This window comes from Neobacillus mesonae (assembly GCF_001636315.1).
Taxonomy (GTDB): domain Bacteria; phylum Bacillota; class Bacilli; order Bacillales; family Cytobacillaceae; genus Neobacillus; species Neobacillus mesonae.
The window spans coordinates 755,740-774,237 of sequence record NZ_KV440949.1 but is presented as its reverse complement, the minus strand read 5'-3'; the positions used below and the strand labels follow the sequence as shown (position 1 = coordinate 774,237).

Below are 18,498 nucleotides of genomic sequence, written 5' to 3'. Positions count from 1 at the left end.
AGTAATAGCACCATTAATAGAATAATAGCTTTCTACTTCAATAACGATATTTTAGGCAATTTCTGACATAAATATTTTAGGGCCATTTTTTTTATCTTCTTTTGTCAGGATTCACTATAGATTCCGTTATTGATATAGAAGGCCCTGATAGTTCCGGTAACTATTGTGTTTTCACTACTCATTCCTATCACCTTATTGAAGCCCTTACTGGTTTTTCCCAACTAGTAGGGGCTGCTTTTGTTTAGGTAAATTATCATTGAAATGTACTGGAATATGTAGGAAGATTAACCTATATGGGATTTATTAAAGGTGGGGGATGTAGTTCGTGAGGAAAACATATATTTTAGTACTCTTACTTCTTTTATTAGGCGGATGTAGTAGTGACAAAACGGCTAAAAGGGTGATTGATGCAATAGAAAATGAAGAATTTTATACAGCAAAACAAATATATCAAGATGCAATAGATGAATCAGATGCACCGCTTGAAATTGAAGAATCCGTTGCGGAAGCGGTTCATGGATATATAAATGATAGTTATGATGAAGTTGAAGCGGATAGTGGAAAGGAATCAGCTTTTTATTATCTATTAACCAATGTCGAAAATATAGGAATCGAGGATTATGACCTAGAAGATACCATTAAATACTATAAAGGCATAATTGAGGATAGTGATAGTTATGTAGAAGGTGATACAAATATTGAAGATAGTAATGAAGAAGTATCATATGAAGAAGATAATTACATTGAAGAAGATATAGATGAAGAAGTCATACAGGACAACCCATACACAGCTACAGATATTGACCATAATTGCACTGATTTTGATTCCCAAGAAGATGCACAGTTATTTTTTGAAGCTAATGGTGGGCCTGAGTATGACCCACACGATTTAGATAGAGATGGAGACGGTATTGCCTGTGAATGGAACTGATATTAGGATAAACTGATGGCTAATATGCTATCAGTTTATTTATTTCCAGCAGTATGGATATGAAAAATAATCATAAAACCCCATCGGATTGCTGTGTGATTCCGTGGAGTTATGTTTTTAATTTTTGCTGGTTCACAATTTTATTTTGTAATGTGTGATATACCTGATTAAGTCAGCTTAGTTAATTCTTTTACCAGATTTTTGGAATCCTTGAAACTTGTTGCAGTTGTCAGTTCCTCCCCTGATGGCTTCATCTTTTTTGGGGATTCAGAGGTTCGGAATCATCAAAAAATTAACACATTTGCAATGTGTATTGTAATATTTGTAATGCGTTCGTATAATAAATATCGTCTTAAAAGACTGGATAAGTAGGCAAAATGTAAACACTACAACTTGGGGGAATATAATAAAAATGAAAAAGCTTTCTATAATAATCTTATCTCTATTAATAATTTCTTTAGTTTCTGGATGCCAGAACAATGAGTCAAAAGAAGCAAAAAAGACAGATACAACTTCTGTTGATAAAAAAGATGAGGAAGTTCAGAAGAAAATATATAAACAAAATGAAGAAGCATTTATTACAAATGAAAACGGGGAAAAAATTTATTCATTAACGATTAATTCTGCAAAGGCAATAGGTGTTCCTGCTGATTATGTAGAGGAGATGCCAAAAGATACGAAAAAAATTTTAGTACTCGATTATACTTTTAAATATATTAATGAAGATAAAAAACTTGAAGATGGTTTAAGGATTAACCCATGGGACTTACAAGTTTTTGACGAAAATGGAATGTCTATTGAACATATCGACCTTGCAGGTAGTAACTATCCTTTTGATGCAGATATATATTTCACTGAGGGGTTAAATGCAGGTAGAAGTAAACAAATATATGCAGGGTATTCCTTAAAAAATGATACAAAAATTATTCAGATTGATTTTAAAAGTCCTTCTTTTAAAAGGAACCTTACATTTGAACTCCCAATTGAGGGGCGATAAAAATAACCAATAATAACGCTGGGAGAATATTCTCCCGGCTTTTTTTTGTGTAAAATAAAGAACACACGTTCTATAATGAAAAGGGGTGATAGTAATGAAATTTACCTTGGAAGTCCATCTAAACATTGAAGATACAGGGATATTTTCCGGTGGAAATTTTTATGCCAAGAATAAAAGTGAAGTTCCAAGGGTTGCTTACCAGTTCATACAAGGCATTAAACAAGAAACCGGATATCGTAAAACTTTAATCGAAAAAGTGATTGTAAACGGAACAGTTGACATAACAGAGGAAGTAAAAGAAATAGAAAACCGACCGATTCCCCCTATGGATGATATTTTTTGGTAAAAGCTGATTGTAATCCTAGGAGATTGGCTAATTTCAGAAATCACTGAAGGGAGATTTTGTTTATATGAAATAAAATGAAAATTTTTGTTCTACTTCATTTATGCTGTTAATATGGATATAGGACAGTTTACGAGAGGTGACAAACTTTGATTGTATGGGAAAATGTGAATCCCACTAATTTTGAGAAATTTGTATATTATACAATTTCTAAATTTGGTTTTAGAAACAGACAATGGTTTGGTAGAGGTGGAGGAGATAGAGGAAGAGATGTTGTTGCAACAACTTATGAGGAACTTCCTTTTAATTTAGGCTATGAAAGGAAATGGGTTTTTCAATGTAAAAAATGGGTACGTATGCCTGCAAACCATCTAATTATTAATGAGATTCTGACTGCTTCACAACATTCACCTGATTTTTGGGTTCTGGTTATACCTGTTGATTTAACTGCAAGCCAAATAGATTTCATACATTTTTTAAATAAAAGTTATCCCTTTAAAATAATTGTTGTACCATTAGCATCTTTAGAAGAAATAATTAGGGTCTATCCTGAATCTAAAGATATATTATTAAACGGAACTTTAATTGAAGGCGAGGATGATTAAATGTACAAGCTGTTCTATGATGAAACAAAAGAAGAAATATATCAAATAAGCCCAGATGGCAAAATGGTTGTAATAGCAGATTCCTTTCCGTCAAAACCAGAGTTCTCACCAGACAAAAATAAAGCTATTTACATATCCCCTTTGGAATGGGAATGTCCGGGTAGTTTGTATCTTTATAACCTTGAAAATGGCTATATTACAGAGTTGGTTTCGCCAGATAAAAACCAAAACATACCTAAATATGCAATTTGGTTGGATAATTCTACAATTGTTTTGATATATGGCTTTGGTTGGGGAACAGTTAGTATGGGAGGAAATGTTTACACCATAAATATAGAGGAACGTGAACTAAAGCAAATTACTAACTATTCTGGAGAGATTCAAATTACAAAATTAGAACTTAACTCGGACTTTGTAGAATTAATAGGTATTAGGTATATCGATGAAAACTTTAATGAATTTGTAGAATATCGCGATAAGATATTCTTAGAAGAAATAAATAATAAGAGTAACAACAAATATTAATGAAGGATGCGGCTGATTATTCAGCTGTTTTTTTTTACAGTAGTAAGTACCTGTAAACAAAGCTATACCAAATGAAGCCCACCGTGGGGCATGGATTTAAAATCCTTTTGTGTATTAAAACCTTGATGTAAAGGTGTTTTACTTGATAAATTAGGGCATGGTCTGAACTCGATATGATTTCCATCAGTTTTTAACAATAATAAAATCTTACCCAAAACTTATAAGTATTGACACCGTTTTTTAAGTCCAGTAAAATCAAGGTATTTAATGGTGTCATAACTTAGTTTCAAAAGTAAAGGGGAAGATACATAGTGAAATATGGATATGCAAGGGTAAGCACAGTGGCCCAAGATTTAGAATCACAGTTACTTACACTAAAAAAAGAAGGCTGTGAAGAAATCTATTCGGAAAAGTTCACCGGAACTAAAGCTGATAGGCCGCAATTTAAAGCCCTATTAGAAAAACTTGAAGCTGCTGATACGCTGGTAGTTACTAAGCTGGATAGGTTCGCACGTTCCACCACAGATGCAATAGAAACGGTGAAAATGCTGTTTGAAAAGGGTGTTAAAGTCCATGTGTTGAATATGGGATTAGTTGAAGATACACCTACAGGAAACCTTATATTTACCGTTATGAGTGCATTTGCACAGTTTGAAAGGGATATGATTGTAGAACGTACACAGGAAGGCAAGGCCATAGCTAAACAGCGTGATGATTTTAGGGAAGGCCGCCCTAATAAATTCACTAAGAAACAGCTAGAACATGCTTTGAAACTGTTAGAATTCAATTCATATAAGCAAGTGGAAGAAATGACTGGAATTTCAAAAAGTACTCTAATCAGGGCCAAAAAGAAAAGGGAATCAGGTGAATAAGATAATATGCTTACTTGCATAACGGCCGGTAAGCTTCTTATTTGGGGTTTATATTCCTTATAGGAATGCGAAACTGAAGGGCCTGTTATAGACGAATATAGCCGCTTAAAGTGCCCTTTATGGCTGATTAAATTATAAAAAATCTTTCGTATTCCCTTTGATGGCCGCTGAAGCATTGGTAAAAAATGATTATAAATAATCAAAAATATAGTTTTAAATAGTTATCCCCCCCCCACACGGGGGAAGGGGGGATATTTGGACTGAAAACTACACCTTGAAAATTTTTTTGCTAGAAAAAATAAATCGGCCCCTTTAGTTCCTTCCTAGTGCATAGGTGGCCGGATATTAGCTGTTTAACTTTTTATTCCGTTCTATAAGCTGTTCATTCACTTTAACCAGTAAATCATAATTCTTTTGCTGTTTTTCTTTTAGTGGAGTAAGCCTTTCTTTCATATCATCCAAATTACTCTTTACTTCAGCAAATCCTTTTTGCATATCTTTATTCATTTCTGTAAGCTTATCAAGAATCTGTTTTGCTGCTTTTTCATCCATCATTCACAACTCCTTAGTGTTATTATAAAGTGTTTTTAACTAATCCTACTACTGTATCCCAACACCCTAATAAGGAATTAATTTTTTTCATTATTCATAGTCTTAAAGAAATCATCTAATAAATTATTTATTAATTCACATACTCCATTTTCCCCATATAATTTACGATACTCATTTAAAACTTCTGCTACATCTTCATCTACCTCGAAATTAACCTTAAACATATCATTAGTATTTTCAATATTTGATGCAGAATTGCTAGAATTCATTTCTGTATCTTTTAACATTAGTAATCACCTCTTTTACAATTATATACTCTTAATCCAATAGCTTACATCTATAAATTAATAGGAATTGTTAATCTCTAGACTTCTGCCGTGTCCTACAAATCTGTCGGCACCTGTATCCTATAAATTAATCCGTTTGCATTTCCCCAATAATCATAAAGCTATGTCAGAAATTGAAATCTACCCCGTTATGTCAGTGTAAGACAAATCACTAACTGAAAAGGATGAAAGTTAAATGATGAATAACCTACAGTCTCAAAATTGGGTTAAGAAACAAAATAAAAAGTGGAAAAAAGAAGGGAGTGAATTAAGACAAAAAAGAAAGGCTTTAAATGTAAAAGTAAAGGATATAGCTTCATTACTGGGTGTTTCTGAATCCCGTATTTATAGCTTAGAAACAGGTAAACCAATAAGGGATGCAATCCTTTTTCGTAACGCTTATGAATTAGCATTAGAAAAACTGACATTTAGGAAGGGCTTAGTATTTGAAGGAACCGCTGTATCCGGAGAAGATGATGGATTGTCCTTTAAAGTATTGAAAAAGAAGCTTCAAAATTGGATGCAAAATTGATTAAGTGAGGTAAGCCATGAAACCGCTGATTAATTACAGTGGTTTTTTTGTGTATATTGGAAGGATTTCAAAAAATTCCAGAATTACAGTAAATAATTACTAGTACAATAGAATGAAAACGGTAGATTTTCACAGAGTATTTTTTTAAAATAGAATTATAGGAAAATGAAGGAAAATTAGATGCTTTTAAATATTAGGGGTGATTTTGTGAGTAAAGTCAAAAAATTCCAATGCGATAAAGTTTTAGCTAATCAAGTTGAAGAATCCATAAACGAATATCTAAATGAAAATGGTTATCGGGATTCCGTTGGAAAGGGTAACGGTTTTTGTGAGTGGATTTTATACAATATTTTTGAGTTAACGGAAGATAAAGTAATTGAAGCAACAGAAATAAGTGGGAAGTTTGATAATGGAATTGATGCAGTTTTTGAAAATCATGGTGAACTACATATACTTCAAAGTAAATATTTGACTTCCCATAGTATAGATTCTGTACAAAGGTTTATTGCTGATTGCCAGAGAGTGTGTACTGAAAAACCTACTTCAGATAGGGATGCTGTTAAAGAATTATGTTTGAAAGTAATGAATGCATATAATGATAATGAACCAATAAATTGTTATTACATTACAAATAGTGAAATAGATGAATGGCATGATACGCAAATAAATGCAAGCCTAATGAATAAAAGAGATGACTTCCAAAACCTAAAGTACGAATTCTATGATTTTTATAATATTGTGGAAAACATTGAATTGAAAAAAGGGTTACTTCCAAAAGAATTTAGAGATAAAAAAATAGAACTTCGAATAGAAGAAAATTTTTCAACCTTTGAAACTTATGTGGCTAAGGTTAGAACAAGTGATTTTGCACATTTTGTTAATGAAGGTGGCAACCTTCTGTTTCACTCTAATATCAGGAACTACTTAAATAGCACGCAAATAAATTCAGGAATGAAAAAGACATTAAAAGAAGAACCTGAAAAATTTTGGTTCTTCAATAATGGAGTAACTATTGTTTGTGATAAATTTAATGAAAGAATGGGAAGTTTAGAGTTAACAGCACCTCAAATTGTAAATGGATGCCAGACAGCTAAAACGATAGGTGATTTTTATAAATATAAATCAAAAAAAGAACTTGCTGCATTACACTCGGAAGGCCATTTACTGGTAAAGATTATAAAAACACAAAAAAGCACTGACGAAAGTAAAAAGAAACAATTAAGAGATAATATTACAAGGTTTACTAATAGCCAAAATGCAGTACGTGGTTTAGACTTTTATGCGTTAGACGAGTTCCAGCAAATGTTAACTGGTAAATTTGAAAAATTGGGTTACTATTATGAGATTCAAAGAGGTTCATTTATTGCATTAAATAGTGTTAAACAAAATTCATATAAAGGTAACAAAGATTATGAGTACTTAATTTCAGGAATAAAAAGTAAGAAAAAATATGTACTTCCCGCTAAGGAGGTGATTCAATCATTTACAGCCGGAATTAAACTAATGCCTGATATTGCTTACGGAAGGGCAAATGAATTAACACCAACGGGTAACAAGTGGAAGGATATTATGAATGATGAAACAAAGGGATTACCATTAGAACTTTTTTTATTTCCATATTTAACTTTAAAATATATTAAAGAAGAACTTGGATATAAGACTGGTGCATCAGATTTTAAGGTTAACTCAGCATTCTTATTTATTGCGACATATTATTTATTATTGACTAACTTAGTTAATACCATTTTAGGTACGCAGTATGAATCAGCAGATAATATAGATATTGAGATAATAAAAGATATATATAAGAAAGAAGCCCTTAACAAGAAGTTGTTCATAATTACTCACGGTATTTTAAAAATGTTCTTTCAGGATTCAATTGTTGAAGATGCAAAACGTGATAATCTTAGGGGCTTTATTCAAAACAAAATGAAGCAAGGGAAGAATTTCTGGTCAATATTAGAAAGAAAAATTGAACTTGAAATTAATGAATTGCCGATTTCAAGTAAGGAAGTATACGAAGAATTGAAAGTGATTATTCAATTTAATAGCAAAAAGTAATCCGAAGGAGAAAAAATTAATTCAAACTATTTATGTTTTTATAGTTGATTTCTTATAAAATGAAAAGCAGCTGATTATTTCGGCTGTTTCTTTTTTTGTTTTTTTTGCTTATTAAACCATTTGAATATTGATAATCAATTTACCTTTACCCTATGGTACAGAAGGGGAGAAAGGCCCCCCAATCTGTTAGAAAAAACTTATATCTTGCTAATTAAAAATATTTAGCTTTAAAGCTTTACAGAAGCCTTCAAATCCCGGATAAATAGTTTCATGGGTAATATTCATTCTTCTTAAATTTAGCCAATATTCTTTAATTGCATCCTTTTTAAATATAAGTTTAATAGCAACAAACTTTTTGTTTAGTTTCCCATCTACAATAGAATATTCATTAAGAATTTCATCGAAGGTTTTATTAATCACACTTGGTACGATAAATAACCCTTGCTGCCTTCTAATTCTCTCATTCTTTTGAAATGGTTCAAAACTAAAAATAAAATGTTTATTATGTTTCATAATTCTAGAAAAAATTCTTTGCTTTATTTTAGAATAGTTTTCATCAAATCTTTCTTTATCAAAATTCTCTAGTTCCTTTACATTTAATGCGAAAATAGAAAAATCCTCTATTGCACCATCTAATGCAAAGAAAGCCGCAATATAAGGCGAATAAGTCCAATCTAATAATCTTGTAGGTGCCCCGTAGTGTTGCATAATAGACAAAGTTTCGAGTCTATAGTTAAACCGCTGAGGTGAATCATCGGTTCTTGGTTCCTTTAATTCATAAGGAGAATAGAGGGGTGAACTGCCGTAATATTCCTTTATCATCTGTTCTTCATATTTCATACATTTTTTGTTGTCTAGGTTTTCATGAAATGACGTGATTTCCCTGTAAAGGGAAGATTGAAGATTCCAAGAGGATGACCTTTGACCACGATATATCCAATCATTTAAACGGAGTCCTGAAATATACTCCATAAATTGTTGCCAATTATCTACCTGAACTTCTTTCCACATATTAATCCCCCAAATAATAAAAGTTTCTCTATATTACTAATTAAATCAAAATTAGAAATGGAATCCAATTCATATTTGTCAGTTTCAATAAGTGGGTGACTGTATAGATGAAGAAGTATAAAAGAAACCACCGCATTTATTACGGTGGCTACATATATTATTTAGTTGTAATGTTAAGATGGACATATATTTCTTTAGTAACTTCTACATTACCTTCTTCATCTACCCAAGTATGTTCATCATCCCGTCTATAATATATCTTATCAATTACCAACTTTAATAAACGATTCACTTCAGGAAAATCTTCAGGCTGTACCGCTGGCATCTCTTCCCCAATGGGCATTGTAAGCTTACCTTGTCGTTTCTTAGTGATTCTTTTAACCTCTTCTATCCAGTGTACTCTATCTTGCAGCTTCTTCCTTAAACCTTCTGTATCAACAGCTAATAACCGCTTTTCTAATTCAACTATATTGGATTCTACTTCTTGAATTTCCTTTTCAATATCAGCCTTATCAGATAGGTATTCTTCTTTAGTGAATACTCCGTCTAGGTATTCATCCCTAGCACGTTTCAGCTTTTTGTTAAGTTTAGACTTAGAAGAATTTAAGGCATCAATCTGTAATGTTATTTCCTTGGCTGTACCTTCTGAAGAAATTTCCAAAGCCTTTTCCCATTCTTTACGGAAATGTTTTTCTACACTGATTAATTCATCCCAAAAATACTCTAACAAGGCCTGTTCAGTGATACCACGCATACCGCAACGACACTTTTTAACCATTAGATTTCTAGCTGGATTAAACTGAAACCCTATCTTTGCACCACAATTACTACAATATAACAAGTCTTTTAGAATTGTCCTTACTTCACCCCTTGCACGGTTCCTAACCTCATTGTCACCGCTTGTCCGTTCTTTAATTGCATCCTGTACTTTTAACCATTGTTCTAAGGAAACAATTTTAGTGAAAGCATCAGGTACTTCTATTACGTTAGTAATATTCCCTTTCTTATCAGATAATTTAAATATATTTGTACCAGTGTATTGTTTGTTTTTTAAGATGTTTTGAACTGATTTAAAGGCAAATTTACCGCCACTACTACTTTTTAGACCCCTAAGATTTAATTCCTTAACAATCTGTTTCATACCGTAGCCTTTTTCAGCTAGGTCATAACAAAACTTTACGGTTGAAGCATTTTCATTAGGCTGTAGAGTACGAATCTTATTTTTTATTACTGCATCATATCCAAATGGTGCTTTAGCTGATACATATTCACCACGTTTAGCTTTTTCTATCATACCTGTTCGCATCCGGTTTCTAATTACCCTGTATTCATTACTATTAACTGCCGCCTGAATATCATATAACAATCGCTGGGAATCAATAGTAAGGTCAATGGTTTCTTTAGGAGTAATGATTAAGACATTATTTTCAGCTAGTGTATCAGCTATTATTTGCGAGTATTGTCCACTTCTTGCAAGTCTTGATACTTCAACAGTAACAACTGCATCATACATTCCTTTATCCACATTTTCTAATAACCGAATTAACTCTTTTCTTTCTTCAAATTTACTAGCACCTGATATTATTTCCTCATAATTATCATAGGTGTATCCTTTTTCCTCACATAACCGTATTGTAATTTGTCTGTGGTTACGTAAGGTTTCATCAGTATCTCCTTCATTTCGACTTTTACGGTTAAAAATTGCTACATGGTATTGTTTTACCATTGATATAAATACCCACCTTTATTTGTAATCTCTTAGCTTAGGACTTTAATATTTAATCAACAATTAAGGTTATAAGGTAATTATATCAATAGTTATCTATAAGTTCAATTGATGACGCAATTGAGTCCATATCATTGCATTTACCTGAGTACCGGAAGGGGGAGTTACATGATTGCTTAGCGGAATTACAAAAAGGAATTCCGTTTCATGAATGTTTAGAACATCTCGGGTTTCATCAAGATTTAATCGGCTACGTCTATTTTGCCGAACAGCACGGCAGCTTTGCCGATGCATTGCTCGAAGGAAGCAGCCTGGCACAATTAAAGGATAAAGATCTTAAGAAACTGTTAAAATTACTTCAATATCCAATGCTATTGATTATGATTACCGGTTTACTTTTTGTTTTTGTACAAAAAACACTGCTTCCAAGGTTTACGACTTTGTTTACATCACTTGGTTTAGAAGCAAATTTTTTTACGAAGGTTATTTATGCATTTGACGCCTATTTTCCAATTGTCATTGAAGTGCTGCTTGTGTTCCTAATGTTAACAGCAATTTATTATTTTTACAGCTTCCGTAAATTATCCGTTTTGAAGCAGCGGACACTCCTTGCCCGCCTCCCAATAATCGGCAGAATCCTCAAATTGCTGTTTACCCACTATTTTTCCATTCAATTAAGTTTTCTATTATCCGGCGGTATTTCTGTTTCCGAAGCACTGATTCTTTTTGAAAAAAATAAAAAACAACCCTTCTACAGCGAATTGGGAAGGGATATTAAATTAAAGCTTATTACCGGCGAAAGATTGGAAACGATTGCTGCCTCCTATAGTTTCTTTGAGAAGGAATTTCCAATGATTGTTAAACACGGTCAAGAAAATGGAAAATTAGAACAGGAATTATTATTTTTCAGCAAGCATTGCGTTGCAAACATGGAAGAAAAGATTGAAAAAAGCTTAAGATCCATACAGCCGATTCTATACTTATTTATCGGCTTCCTTGTTGTGTCAATGTATTTAGCCATCCTTTTACCGATGTTTCATTTATTGGACGGAATATAAAAAAACTGGAGGTTAACAAAATGAAGAAAAAAATGGTCAATAGTGAAAAAGGGTTCACGCTGATTGAAATGATGATTGTCATGTTGATCATCTCTGTCCTGCTGATTATCACAATTCCGAATGTTACTAAACATAATTCTAATATCAATGAAAAAGGATGTCAGGCCTACGTGAAAATGGTACAAGCAGAAGTACAGGCATATCAGGTAGACAAAAATAAAATTCCAACACTTACGGAGTTGAAAAGTGAAGGGTATATAAAAGATGATAAACAAGGCTGTCCAAATGGTAAGGCAGTTGAAATCAATGCAAGTACTGGTGAGGTCACAGTCGCCCAATCGACTGAATCATAATGAAATCAGCCCAAAAAGGGTTCACCCTAATTGAATCCCTTATTGTACTTTCCATTTTTATGATTCTTTCAACCGTAACAGTGTTCTCTTTAAAGCCGGAACATACCATGATGGAGGACGAGGGTTTCTTAACACGGATGCAAGCTGATCTTTATTTTGCTCAGAACTATGCAATGTCCCATCAGCATGAAGTATCTTTGAGATTTATTCCAAGTCAATATAAATATAAAGTATCCGAGGGAACAGAGCAGTCGCTTATTTTAGAGAGAAGCTATTCACAAAATTTTCGTGTGACGGAGGGTTCCATACCATTTACAATCGTTTTTCTCCCGAATGGAAACGTGAGAAACTTTGGCTCTCTTTATATTCGAACAAAAACAAAGGTATATCGGTTAACTTTTTTGATTGGCAGGGGACGGTTCTATGTTGCGGAACAATAACGGCTTTTTCCTATTGGAATTATTATTGTCGCTCTCGGCTATGTTTATGATTTGCATCTATTTCATCCCATTATTAATCGATATAAGAAATCAGACTATGGTATTAGAAATAGAAAAAACGTCACGGCAGATTATGTATGAGGAACTGCAGGCAAAATTAATTAATTCACAAGGCTTTGCGGATCAAGTGTTTATTCAAAATAATGTTGAGTACCTGATTCAATGGCGAGGAATTGAGGAAGGTGAAGAGAAGGAGGTATGCGTGAGTGTTGATGGGAACACAAACGGTTCCAAAATGGAAACTTGCGGAAAACTCGAATGAAAAAGCATTTACACTAATAGAAGCGCTCTTCGCTTTATCGATTTTTATGATTATTATTTTCTTTATTTCCCCCATCTTTCATCTTTTACTTGGTCAAAAGGAGAGCCAGGTTAGGCTTCAAGCGATGGAATGGGAGGTTTTTTGCAACCAGTTAAAAAAAGAAATCCGCTTATCAACGCAAGCAAAGCTCGGATCTGGCGGAGTTACGTTAATTTTAACAAAAGATTCGGAAACAATATCTTATGAAAGATACGAAACCTATTTGCGAAGGCGGGTCAATTCTACGGGACATGAGATTGTCCTGCAAAATGTTTCACAGTATTCCTTTATACTCTTACCAAATGCAGTTAAAATAACTGTCATCGATAAATGGGGAAAAGAGCACTCCGTAATTGCTTATTCTTTAGTGGAATGGAAAAAGGATACATGAAGCATAATGAAAGTGGTTTTACGTACCCATTGATATTAATCCTTCTAATCATTTTTTTGCTCTTTTTCTCCATGAATGTTGAACGGCTCCTTTCCGAAAGAAAATTAGTCCATGAAAGTGAAACTGTCCTAAAGGAGGAATATTATTATCTTACCACAGTAAAAAAAGTTGAGAAAATGCTTGAAACTGAAAGGGGCATTCCTGCAAAGGGCAGTATCTACTATCAATTTGGTGAAATGAGTTATCAGACAGATCCACCTGCCGGAAACAGTCAAAAAGTTTACTTTTCACTAAAATTTAAATCGGGATTAACAGTAATGGGTAATGGTGTTTTTGACCTTAGCACAAAAAGGTTAATTAAATGGACGGAAATGCAATAGACTGTTTGGATAGGGGGACATTTGGGCATACTTGATATGAATTATAAAGGCAGGTGTGTCCATTGAAAACAAACGATTATGTAAAATATATGACGCAAACGATTGTGAAATATGCGGACCAGCCGAAAGAGGAACGGAAACGACAGCGTCAGGAAAAAAAACAAACGAAAGCATCATTCTGGTATCGCTGGTTCGGAATTTTGCCGTACGTGGTCTATACAGAAGTAAAGCGGAGACGGAAACATTAAAATAAATGCAGTGGATGACCCTGAGTTTTCATCATTTGAATGGAAACTTAGGGTCATTTTATTCCACTTTTGCCCTATTTTAGAAGAATTGTTACAAACTATCGACGGTAATTGTGAACATTTTCTAAACATATAGTGTTTACAGTGTAAACCTCATTCCCTCTTTTCTAATGCTGTATTATAATGGGAATAAATTATGGGGGCTGAGGTGAGCCAAGATGGAACAAACATTAAAGATTACCAACGTTTTATCAGATCCAACACGGTACTATATTTATCAATACATTACAAAACGGCATAAAGAGGTAACGGTTCAGGAAGTAGCGGATAATTTCAATATCCACCCGAATGTTGCGAGGCTGCATTTATCAAAACTTGAGGATGTCAACATGCTTATTTCGGAAACAAAGAAAACTGGCAAAGGCGGAAGACCTAGCCGATTATATCGTCTATCTGACGATGTCATCCAGCTGCATTTTCCATTCCGTGACTATATGCTGTTATCAAAGGTAGCAATTGAAACCATGCTATCGCTTGGAGAAGTTGGAAGGCAGGCGCTGTTTTTAACGGGTAAGCGTTTTGGGACAGAGTTGATCGAGCAAGAATTGGCTAAAAGGTCGCTTGGCGATGAATTAAATTTCGAAGAAAAGCTAACGATATTAAAAAATGCTGCTACACTTGCTGGTTTCTATCCTGAATTTGATGCTAATGCTGATCAAACAAAAATTTATTTTCAAATATTTAATTGCCCATTTAAGGAAGTGGCGGAGGAACATGATGATGTTTGCAGTATGCACCATGAATTCTTAAAAGGGATGTTTGAAGTCTTGTTTGATTCTGTTGAACTTTTGGAGAAAGAAAATATGATTTCCGGCTGCGATGCATGCTCATATCAGGCACTTGTCACAAACTAAATACGAAACCATTATTTACATTACCCCGCCTTTTACTTATAATATTGTATTGATGGTATTCGTAGGGTAAAAGGAGGGATACATATGGATCGCATGTTTAGAGTGTGTGGTTTCTGGACTGGTATTTTTACCGTAATGTTTTATCTTGGCGACATGGATAAGACAGCAATGCTTTTCCTAGCCCAAACCGGGTTCTTCGTTCTACTTAGTTATTTAAAGCTTTCAGAGCGTATGTATTTACATATTTTCGCAGCTTATTTAACTATTTTCTTCGCTGGATTCACATACTGGACTACGTTCATGATGCCGCTTGGCGGAGGACATTGATGATGAAAAAACGCCGGAATAGCTTCCGGCGTTTTTTCATTTTTATTCAAATATTTGTTCTATAATAGGATTCAGGCCCTTTTGTTGAATTACGATATGGAAGAAGGAGCTTATTCCACCAGGCATAATTAAACTGCGAATGGCTCTATTCCTGCGGCTGATCTCTGAAAATGGATTCGGATCATAATGATCCTTCAATTCCTTTAAGATGCCGGTTTTCAATAAAAATTCATCCTGTCTAAGCATTGTGATGAATTGCAATTGGAATTGTTCCCCTTTTTGAATCAAATGATCGAAGTGGATATGGGTTGTAATGTCCATATCTCCAGGGTGAAGCAGCACATTTTCAAGCATCTGATGCTGATGAAAGCCGCGCAAGCTCCCCTTTGCCCTCCTTGGGTCCTGCCATTCCTCATTTGTATAGCCATAATCGGCTGTGACGACTATTCCCCTCTTTAGGAAAGAGGAAATTTGCTGCAGCATTTCATCCATTGCTAACGGAATCTCAAACCGCTGGCCATTATAAAGGGATAAATTATTTTCCTCTATAAATAAAAGAATTTCCTTATTCGCTAATGGCACTTTTTGTTCAGTTAATTGTCCTTTATTTAAACCAATCATGACTTCTTTAAGGTTTCCATTTTCTTTTTCAATGACATGAACCGGCAGGGCATCAAAAAGTTCATTGGAGAAGATCATGCCCTCAAAATCGTTTAACTTCGAAACGGAATCCATCTGCTGAATGAACGGATAATCTTTTAATAATTCCCTTTGCAGTTTCCTATGATAGGAACTTGTTTCAATAATTATGTATTGGATGGGGGTTTTTATTGTTTCTGTCCACTCCTGTAAGAATGCATGGGCAAAGCGTCCATTCCCGCCGCCAATTTCACAAAAGATAGCCGGTAAATCATTTTTATGACTTACAAATGAAAACCATTTTGCCATTAGCCGACCGTAAACATCAGAAATATTACTGGTGGTAATAAAATCACCCTGTCGGCCAATTTTTTGTTTTTCCTTCATATAGTAGCCGGATTCGGGATGATATAGGGCTGCTGCCATAAAATCAGCGTACGAAATTAATTGGTTTGGTGAATTAGAAATTAAGTTCTGAAAATAGGTAATCATATATACTCCTCTTGAATAAACACTATTGACATGGTGAAAACTTTATTATATTGTAGAATTAGTAGCTTAACAATATCCCCTCCCATTATATGAATAGAACATCCCCCAGAAAGACCCTTCTCAGGTGAGAAGGGTCTTTCTATTTTGACCTTCAAAATCCGTTAAGAAAGGGATTGCTGTCCATTTCATTGGCAATGGTGGTAACAGGTCCATGACCGGATAGTACATAAGTGTCCTCAGGCAGTGTCAGAAGCTTATCATGGATACTTTTTAACAGCTGTGAATGATTGCCTCCCGCCAAATCAGTGCGGCCGATGCTCCCTTGGAATAACGCATCCCCTGAGATCACGACACCTTCTTTTTCAAAATAATAAGAAACACTTCCTGGTGAGTGCCCAGGTGTATGATATACACTCATTATAAAATCGGCGATTTTTAATGTTCCTTCATCGTTTATAATGTGGTCAGCTGGATTCACTTTTATTGGCTCAATTATTGGGAAGAACTGCGATCCGTTTAACGCTGGGTCCCCAAGCCATTTTTCCTCCAGCTTATGGACATAAACAGGAATTTTATACGTTTCCCGCACCACATCGACCGCGCCGATATGGTCAAAATGGGCGTGTGTTAATAAAATTGCTGCAGGCTTTAATCCCCTAGTATTAAGCAAATTAATAAGCTTCTTCGCATCACCGCCCGGATCAAATACTAAACAAGAACGATCCGGATTTTCTACAATATAACAATTTGTTTGAATACTCCCTAAAGGAAGCTGCTGCCATTTCATCATCTGTACCTCCCAAAATGAATGCTTTACGTTTATTTTACACTATCCTTTAGGAAGAGAAAAAGAAATGCCATACTTTAAAAATAATGGTGATTGTAAAGAATCCTTTTTTGCCCTCGACAAATGATTGAAAAAAATATAAAATAGGAATCGAATGTATATAATATTGTTACATAACTTTTTTCAAACATTGGGCAAAATAGTCGTAAAGGGGGATTATTCATGGGATTGGTTATTATTTTTGCATTAGTGGCCATACTTGCTGCAGTAGGTGGATTCACTGCACTGAAGAATAAAAATCTTTTAGGTGCATTTTGGGGAGTCGCTTCATTCGTAGTTTTTGGCTGGTTTGCTGTCATGACTTTGATTCATTCGGGATTTCCTACAGGTGCGCACTAAAAAAAGACTGTCAATTGACAGTCTTTTTTTATTCCGCTAATGCTTGATAAATTTTCTTCTCTTGAAGATTGATAATCTTCTCAAAGCTGTTACCATAAAGCAGGGATTTACCGGAAGGGGATATTGCGATTGGTTCATTATCCAGTCCCTCAAGAATCTTCCGTTGTTTTTGTGTCTTGATGTCATATTCCATCAGATTAAAGCCTTCATCATAAGAGTCGGCTTCACCGCTGCTAAGAGGCTGCAGTGTGATAAACTGACCGGTTGCATCATTATAATCAAAAAAGGGCATTAGCCAATCCGAATAGTTTGATAACTGCGGTGTAGTGAACTCCCATAATTTTTTCATCCCGTTTTCGTAAAAAGAATAATTGGCTTTAGAGGATTCCTGTTCGTTTATTGTTACGGTCATAAGCAAATCCCTAAATGCAGTAAACTGTATAACATCTTGGAACAAGTTTGTCTGATTTCCATTGGCAAGATCCTTTTTGATTAAAGGGGCAGCTAAAGCCGGCTGCTCATGGTCCCAATTAATAAAGGCAATTTGTTTGGCGGTAAGCCATTTAATAAAAGGCTGCGGCAGGGGAATATCTGTTGTCGTTGACTTTTTTATATCAATCAGCATAATTTGAAAGCTCCAATCCTCGTTAAATTTGGAGACGAGGATTTCCGATTCGTTATAAGGATTCCATTCAAAAACCAAATCATAAGAAGCAATGGACTTTTTTAGCTTTGCATTTCCTTTTGTATCTAGGATAGTGACTTCTCCTTCATATGACGAAGGTGCGGAATGGACTAATAAGTACTTTTTGGTTGGACTAAGCTGTATGGTAACAATAGGGTGGTCACTGCGATAAATTAATTCGCTTTTGCCTGATATAAGATCATAGCGGTAAACGTTGGATGCTTGCTGGAGATTGGTAATATAAAGGATCTCTGTGTCGGAAAGCCAGCCGGCTATTTTGTAGAATTCACCCTCTGAAATCGATATAGGTAATTTCCACTCGCGTACTTTGGCGGGAGAAGCATTATTAGGTTTTCCACTCGCTGCCGGTTTTTGCTTTGGCTGCTCCTTATGCGAACAAGCGCTTATCAATTGAGAAAATAAAATCAAAAAAATCGCCAAAACAGTCGAACACCTGCTAAATCGAAACAAATCATCACCCCGTCCAATCCTTCTATAATGTTAGTACGATTATATGACAAATAAGTTTCAAAAAAAGGGTGT

At 34.5% G+C, this 18,498-nt stretch carries 25 protein-coding genes; 18 read left to right on the top strand and 7 right to left on the bottom strand.

Going from position 1 to position 18,498, the window contains the following annotated elements:
• Positions 1-325: 325 nt before the first annotated feature.
• The 6 genes from A6749_RS29355 to A6749_RS03880 all read left to right on the top strand — a co-directional run bounded on the left by A6749_RS29355 (position 326) and on the right by A6749_RS03880 (position 4,273).
• Positions 326-931 (top strand): excalibur calcium-binding domain-containing protein, encoded by a 606-nt coding sequence (locus tag A6749_RS29355; protein ID WP_066385481.1) that lies wholly within the window; start codon positions 326-328, stop codon positions 929-931.
• 412 nt (positions 932-1,343) lie between these two features.
• Positions 1,344-1,928 carry a hypothetical protein gene (locus tag A6749_RS03900; protein ID WP_066385477.1) on the top strand — a complete coding sequence of 195 codons (585 nt, stop codon included), beginning with the start codon at positions 1,344-1,346 and terminating at the stop codon, positions 1,926-1,928.
• A gap of 94 nt (positions 1,929-2,022) precedes the next feature.
• Positions 2,023-2,274: a hypothetical protein gene (locus A6749_RS03895; RefSeq protein ID WP_066385475.1), complete on the top strand. Its 252-nt coding sequence runs from the start codon at positions 2,023-2,025 to the stop codon at positions 2,272-2,274.
• A gap of 146 nt (positions 2,275-2,420) precedes the next feature.
• Positions 2,421-2,876 carry a restriction endonuclease gene (locus A6749_RS03890; RefSeq protein WP_066385469.1) on the top strand — a complete coding sequence of 152 codons (456 nt, stop codon included), beginning with the start codon at positions 2,421-2,423 and terminating at the stop codon, positions 2,874-2,876.
• Complete coding sequence (locus tag A6749_RS03885; protein ID WP_066385467.1) at positions 2,877-3,401, top strand: DUF4652 domain-containing protein; 525 nt, start codon at positions 2,877-2,879, stop codon at positions 3,399-3,401.
• 311 nt (positions 3,402-3,712) lie between these two features.
• Complete coding sequence (locus A6749_RS03880) at positions 3,713-4,273, top strand: recombinase family protein (RefSeq protein ID WP_066385465.1); 561 nt, start codon at positions 3,713-3,715, stop codon at positions 4,271-4,273.
• Positions 4,274-4,618: 345 nt separating this feature from the next.
• On the opposite strand, the gene A6749_RS03875 is transcribed toward A6749_RS03880, so the two are convergent.
• Together A6749_RS03875 and A6749_RS03870 are read right to left on the bottom strand one after the other, a co-directional pair.
• Positions 4,619-4,825, bottom strand: coding sequence for a hypothetical protein (locus A6749_RS03875; RefSeq protein ID WP_066385458.1), 207 nt, complete (start codon positions 4,823-4,825; stop codon positions 4,619-4,621).
• A gap of 77 nt (positions 4,826-4,902) precedes the next feature.
• Positions 4,903-5,112, bottom strand: a complete 210-nt coding sequence (locus A6749_RS03870) for a hypothetical protein (RefSeq protein ID WP_066385457.1) — start codon at positions 5,110-5,112, stop codon at positions 4,903-4,905.
• Positions 5,113-5,347: 235 nt separating this feature from the next.
• On the opposite strand from A6749_RS03870, the gene A6749_RS03865 reads away from it, so the two are divergent.
• Together A6749_RS03865 and A6749_RS03860 are read left to right on the top strand one after the other, a co-directional pair.
• Positions 5,348-5,683, top strand: a complete 336-nt coding sequence (locus A6749_RS03865; RefSeq protein WP_066385455.1) for a helix-turn-helix domain-containing protein — start codon at positions 5,348-5,350, stop codon at positions 5,681-5,683.
• Positions 5,684-5,890: 207 nt separating this feature from the next.
• Complete coding sequence (locus A6749_RS03860; protein ID WP_161487109.1) at positions 5,891-7,744, top strand: AIPR family protein; 1,854 nt, start codon at positions 5,891-5,893, stop codon at positions 7,742-7,744.
• Positions 7,745-7,951: 207 nt separating this feature from the next.
• Here the strand turns inward: A6749_RS03860 and A6749_RS03855 are convergent, their stop codons facing one another.
• Together A6749_RS03855 and A6749_RS03850 are read right to left on the bottom strand one after the other, a co-directional pair.
• Positions 7,952-8,755 (bottom strand): FRG domain-containing protein, encoded by an 804-nt coding sequence (locus A6749_RS03855; protein WP_066385448.1) that lies wholly within the window; start codon positions 8,753-8,755, stop codon positions 7,952-7,954.
• Positions 8,756-8,912: 157 nt separating this feature from the next.
• Complete coding sequence (locus A6749_RS03850; protein ID WP_066385446.1) at positions 8,913-10,481, bottom strand: recombinase family protein; 1,569 nt, start codon at positions 10,479-10,481, stop codon at positions 8,913-8,915.
• Positions 10,482-10,579: 98 nt separating this feature from the next.
• Here A6749_RS03850 and comGB point away from each other — a divergent pair, with 98 nt between their 5' ends.
• The 9 genes from comGB (at position 10,580) to A6749_RS03805 (ending at position 14,953) form a co-directional block, all read left to right on the top strand.
• Complete coding sequence (gene comGB / locus A6749_RS03845; protein ID WP_084797626.1) at positions 10,580-11,539, top strand: competence type IV pilus assembly protein ComGB; 960 nt, start codon at positions 10,580-10,582, stop codon at positions 11,537-11,539.
• A 20-nt stretch (positions 11,540-11,559) separates the two neighbouring features.
• Positions 11,560-11,892: a competence type IV pilus major pilin ComGC gene (gene comGC, locus A6749_RS03840; protein WP_066385444.1), complete on the top strand. Its 333-nt coding sequence runs from the start codon at positions 11,560-11,562 to the stop codon at positions 11,890-11,892.
• Entirely contained in the window at positions 11,892-12,332 is a 441-nt protein-coding gene (gene comGD, locus A6749_RS03835) for a competence type IV pilus minor pilin ComGD (RefSeq protein ID WP_066385439.1), read from the top strand. Before comGC ends, comGD begins: the two co-directional genes overlap by 1 nt.
• Complete coding sequence (locus tag A6749_RS03830) at positions 12,316-12,654, top strand: hypothetical protein (RefSeq protein ID WP_066385437.1); 339 nt, start codon at positions 12,316-12,318, stop codon at positions 12,652-12,654. The genes comGD and A6749_RS03830 overlap by 17 nt, the downstream gene beginning before the upstream one ends.
• Positions 12,605-13,084, top strand: coding sequence for a competence type IV pilus minor pilin ComGF (comGF, locus tag A6749_RS03825; RefSeq protein ID WP_084797625.1), 480 nt, complete (start codon positions 12,605-12,607; stop codon positions 13,082-13,084). The genes A6749_RS03830 and comGF overlap by 50 nt, the downstream gene beginning before the upstream one ends.
• Positions 13,081-13,464, top strand: coding sequence for a competence type IV pilus minor pilin ComGG (comGG, locus tag A6749_RS03820; RefSeq protein ID WP_066385435.1), 384 nt, complete (start codon positions 13,081-13,083; stop codon positions 13,462-13,464). Before comGF ends, comGG begins: the two co-directional genes overlap by 4 nt.
• 62 nt (positions 13,465-13,526) lie before the next feature.
• On the top strand, positions 13,527-13,712 hold the full coding sequence (locus A6749_RS03815) for a YqzE family protein (RefSeq protein WP_066385433.1): 186 nt from the start codon (positions 13,527-13,529) through the stop codon (positions 13,710-13,712).
• Between the two features lie 218 nt (positions 13,713-13,930).
• A complete protein-coding gene (locus tag A6749_RS03810; protein ID WP_066385431.1) occupies positions 13,931-14,626 on the top strand; it encodes a helix-turn-helix transcriptional regulator in 696 nt (231 codons plus the stop codon).
• Between the two features lie 84 nt (positions 14,627-14,710).
• The gene (locus A6749_RS03805; RefSeq protein WP_066385429.1) at positions 14,711-14,953 is read left to right on the top strand and encodes a DUF2626 domain-containing protein; all 243 of its coding nucleotides are present in this window, start codon (positions 14,711-14,713) and stop codon (positions 14,951-14,953) included.
• Positions 14,954-14,995: 42 nt separating this feature from the next.
• On the opposite strand, the gene A6749_RS03800 is transcribed toward A6749_RS03805, so the two are convergent.
• Positions 14,996-16,084 (bottom strand): class I SAM-dependent methyltransferase, encoded by a 1,089-nt coding sequence (locus tag A6749_RS03800; RefSeq protein ID WP_066385426.1) that lies wholly within the window; start codon positions 16,082-16,084, stop codon positions 14,996-14,998.
• 151 nt (positions 16,085-16,235) lie between these two features.
• Positions 16,236-16,871, bottom strand: coding sequence for an MBL fold metallo-hydrolase (locus A6749_RS03795; RefSeq protein WP_066385425.1), 636 nt, complete (start codon positions 16,869-16,871; stop codon positions 16,236-16,238).
• Between the two features lie 222 nt (positions 16,872-17,093).
• On the opposite strand from A6749_RS03795, the gene A6749_RS03790 reads away from it, so the two are divergent.
• A complete protein-coding gene (locus A6749_RS03790; protein ID WP_066385423.1) occupies positions 17,094-17,270 on the top strand; it encodes a DUF2759 domain-containing protein in 177 nt (58 codons plus the stop codon).
• A 28-nt stretch (positions 17,271-17,298) separates the two neighbouring features.
• On the opposite strand, the gene A6749_RS03785 is transcribed toward A6749_RS03790, so the two are convergent.
• Positions 17,299-18,396: a YqgU-like beta propeller domain-containing protein gene (locus A6749_RS03785; RefSeq protein ID WP_066385421.1), complete on the bottom strand. Its 1,098-nt coding sequence runs from the start codon at positions 18,394-18,396 to the stop codon at positions 17,299-17,301.
• Between the last annotated feature and the right edge of the window lie 102 nt (positions 18,397-18,498).

Excerpts from the sequence above, each read along its gene's own strand:
- A6749_RS03895 (WP_066385475.1), top strand. The coding sequence starts at position 2,023 with ATGAAATTTACCTTGGAAGTCCATCTAAACATTGAAGATACAGGGATA.
- A6749_RS03810 (WP_066385431.1), top strand. The coding sequence starts at position 13,931 with ATGGAACAAACATTAAAGATTACCAACGTTTTATCAGATCCAACACGG.
- comGD (WP_066385439.1), top strand. The coding sequence starts at position 11,892 with ATGAAATCAGCCCAAAAAGGGTTCACCCTAATTGAATCCCTTATTGTA.
- A6749_RS03855 (WP_066385448.1), bottom strand. The coding sequence starts at position 8,755 with ATGTGGAAAGAAGTTCAGGTAGATAATTGGCAACAATTTATGGAGTAT.
- A6749_RS03865 (WP_066385455.1), top strand. The coding sequence starts at position 5,348 with ATGATGAATAACCTACAGTCTCAAAATTGGGTTAAGAAACAAAATAAA.
- A6749_RS03795 (WP_066385425.1), bottom strand. The coding sequence starts at position 16,871 with ATGAAATGGCAGCAGCTTCCTTTAGGGAGTATTCAAACAAATTGTTAT.
- A6749_RS03790 (WP_066385423.1), top strand. The coding sequence starts at position 17,094 with ATGGGATTGGTTATTATTTTTGCATTAGTGGCCATACTTGCTGCAGTA.
- comGC (WP_066385444.1), top strand. The coding sequence starts at position 11,560 with ATGAAGAAAAAAATGGTCAATAGTGAAAAAGGGTTCACGCTGATTGAA.
- A6749_RS03900 (WP_066385477.1), top strand. The coding sequence starts at position 1,344 with ATGAAAAAGCTTTCTATAATAATCTTATCTCTATTAATAATTTCTTTA.
- comGF (WP_084797625.1), top strand. The coding sequence starts at position 12,605 with ATGGGAACACAAACGGTTCCAAAATGGAAACTTGCGGAAAACTCGAAT.
- A6749_RS03870 (WP_066385457.1), bottom strand. The coding sequence starts at position 5,112 with ATGTTAAAAGATACAGAAATGAATTCTAGCAATTCTGCATCAAATATT.
- A6749_RS03805 (WP_066385429.1), top strand. The coding sequence starts at position 14,711 with ATGGATCGCATGTTTAGAGTGTGTGGTTTCTGGACTGGTATTTTTACC.
- A6749_RS03850 (WP_066385446.1), bottom strand. The coding sequence starts at position 10,481 with ATGGTAAAACAATACCATGTAGCAATTTTTAACCGTAAAAGTCGAAAT.
- comGG (WP_066385435.1), top strand. The coding sequence starts at position 13,081 with ATGAAGCATAATGAAAGTGGTTTTACGTACCCATTGATATTAATCCTT.
- A6749_RS03800 (WP_066385426.1), bottom strand. The coding sequence starts at position 16,084 with ATGATTACCTATTTTCAGAACTTAATTTCTAATTCACCAAACCAATTA.
- A6749_RS03885 (WP_066385467.1), top strand. The coding sequence starts at position 2,877 with ATGTACAAGCTGTTCTATGATGAAACAAAAGAAGAAATATATCAAATA.
- A6749_RS03875 (WP_066385458.1), bottom strand. The coding sequence starts at position 4,825 with ATGGATGAAAAAGCAGCAAAACAGATTCTTGATAAGCTTACAGAAATG.
- A6749_RS03830 (WP_066385437.1), top strand. The coding sequence starts at position 12,316 with ATGTTGCGGAACAATAACGGCTTTTTCCTATTGGAATTATTATTGTCG.